This is a genomic window from Streptomyces sparsus (assembly GCF_054776295.1).
Window position 1 is genome coordinate 1 of the sequence record NZ_BAAHCA010000786.1, and the last position, 2,342, is coordinate 2,342.

The following is a 2,342-nucleotide window of genomic DNA, read 5'->3' on the forward strand; positions in this document are numbered from 1 at the left end:
CGCCGGCCGGATGGCGGCGAGGCGGCGGGCCAGCTCGGTCGCGTCGCGGGGCCGGTCCTCGGGGTCCTTGGCCAGCAGGTCCAGGACGACGTCCTCCAGGGCGGCGGGCAGGTCGCCGCGCAGCGTCCGCAGCGGCTGCGGCGGCGTGTCCCGGTGGCCGACCAGTACCGACCAGGCGTCGTCGAGGTCGAACGGCGGTGCGCCGGTGGCCAGTTCGTGCAGCACGCAGCCGAACGAGTAGAGGTCGCTGCGGTGGTCGACGCCGGTGCCGGCGATCTGCTCGGGCGACATGTAGTGCGGGGTTCCCATGGCGATGCCGGTACTGGTCAGCTTGGCCGTGAGCCCCGCGTCGTGGCCTAGCCGGGCGATGCCAAAGTCGCAGATCTTCACCGTGCCGTCCGGGAGCCGGACCACGTTGGCCGGCTTGAGATCCCGGTGCACGATGCCCTGCTGGTGGGTGTAGGCCAGGGCGTGCGCCACCTGGCCCGCGATGTCGAGCACCTCCTCGACGGACAGCCGCCGCTGCCTGTGGTCGGCCAGCAGCCGGCTGAGGTCGGAGCCGTCGAGCAGCTCCATCACGAGGTAGAGCCCGCCCTCGTGCTCCCCGAAGTCGTGCACCACGGTGATGCCGCGGTGCTGGAGCCCGGCGGCCACCCTCGCCTCCCGGCGGAAGCGTTCCCTGGCCAGCCGGGCGGCGGCCGGATCGGTCTGCGGCCCCAGCGGTTTGAGGCACTTGACGGCGACCCGGCGGCCGAGCGCCTCGTCGCGGGCCCGCCACACCTCGCCCATGCCGCCGCGCCCTATCACCTCGAGCAGCTGGTACCGGCCCTGGATCAGCCTGGTGTCCGCCATCGAGCCCTGTCCCCCGTCGTTGCTCCCGTTCTCCCCCGGCGCGTCCAGTATGGCCGCCCGCAGCCGGGGTGGGTATGCCGTGGGCCCCCTCACCCCGGGCGGGGCTCGCGACAGGAACCGCCCGGAACGTGCCGCACGGGCCGGTCCGCCCCGCGCGGCGCCGGGCGCGGGGTCGTTCCGTCCGGGCCGCTGAGCTGCGACAGTGGCAGATGTCGGTGACGATCAGAACGGGAGCCTGCGATGAAACAACTGATCAACGTACCGGAGAGCGTGGTGGCCGACGCGCTGCGCGGCATGGCCGCGGCCCACCCCGAACTGGCCGTCGACGTCGAGCACCGGTTGGTCGTGCGACGCGACGCGCCGGTGATCGACAAGGTGGGGCTGGTCTCCGGCGGCGGTTCCGGGCACGAGCCGCTGCACAGCGGGTTCGTCGGACCGGGCATGCTCGACGCGGCGTGCGCCGGCGAGGTCTTCACGTCACCGGTGCCCGACCAGATGGCCCGGGCCGCCGCCGCGGTGGACAGCGGGCGCGGTGTGCTGTTCATCGTGAAGAACTACACCGGCGACGTGCTCAACTTCGACATGGCGGCGGAACTCGCCGAGGACGAGGGCGTGCAGGTCGCGCGGGTGCTGGTGGAGGACGACGTCGCCGTCACCGACAGCCTGTACACGGCGGGCCGCCGCGGCACCGGCGGCACGCTGTTCGTGGAGAAGATCGCCGGCGCCGCAGCCGAGGAGGGCGCACCGCTGGAGGAGGTCGAGGCGATCGCCCGCCGGGTGTCGGGGGCCTGCCGCAGTTTCGGCGTGGCGCTCAGCGCGTGCAGCACCCCGGCGAAGGGCGGCCCGACCTTCGATCTGCCGCCGGGCGAGCTGGAGCTGGGCATCGGCATCCACGGTGAGCCGGGACGCGAGCGGCGCGGCATGATGACCTCCGGCGAGATCGCCGACGCGACCGTGGAGGCGCTGCTGGAGGACCTGCGGCCGAGCGGCCCGGTGCTGGCGCTGGTGAACGGCATGGGCGGCACCCCGCTGCTGGAGCTGTACGGGTTCAACGCCGAGGTGCAGCGCGTGCTCACCGCGCGCGGCGTGCCGGTGGCCCGTACGCTCGTCGGCAACTACGTCACGGCGCTGGACATGGCGGGTTGCTCGGTGACGTTGTGCGAAGCGGACGAGTCGATGCTGCGGCTGTGGGACGCGCCGGTCCGCACGGCCGGGCTGCGCTGGGGCGCCTGAGCGCCGGATGAGGAGTGAACGGGTGGAGATGGACGCCGACTTCTTCCAGCGGTGGCTGAACGCCGCCGCGACCGCGGTGAGCCGCGAGTCGGACCGGCTGACCGAGTTGGACTCGGCCATCGGCGACGCGGACCACGGCAGCAACATGCAGCGCGGCTTCACCGCGGTGCGGACCGCCCTCGAGCAGGAGCGGCCCGACGCCCCCGGGGCGGTGCTGATGCTGGCCGGCCGCACGCTCGTGTCCACGGTCGGCGGCG

Annotated in this window: 3 protein-coding genes; 2 read left to right on the forward strand and 1 reads right to left on the reverse strand. The window is 73.7% G+C overall.

From position 1 onward, the window contains the following. A partial coding sequence (locus ACYVE9_RS23360) for a serine/threonine-protein kinase (protein ID WP_461029867.1) occupies positions 1-852 on the reverse strand: 852 nt, incomplete at its 3' end. Between the two features lie 240 nt (positions 853-1,092). Here ACYVE9_RS23360 and dhaK point away from each other — a divergent pair. Together dhaK and ACYVE9_RS23370 are read left to right on the forward strand one after the other, a co-directional pair. After that, positions 1,093-2,085, forward strand: a complete 993-nt coding sequence (gene dhaK / locus ACYVE9_RS23365; protein WP_461029868.1) for a dihydroxyacetone kinase subunit DhaK — start codon at positions 1,093-1,095, stop codon at positions 2,083-2,085. Between the two features lie 28 nt (positions 2,086-2,113). Further along, positions 2,114-2,342 (forward strand): DAK2 domain-containing protein (locus tag ACYVE9_RS23370; RefSeq protein ID WP_461029869.1); only part of this gene is annotated, 229 nt, incomplete at its 3' end.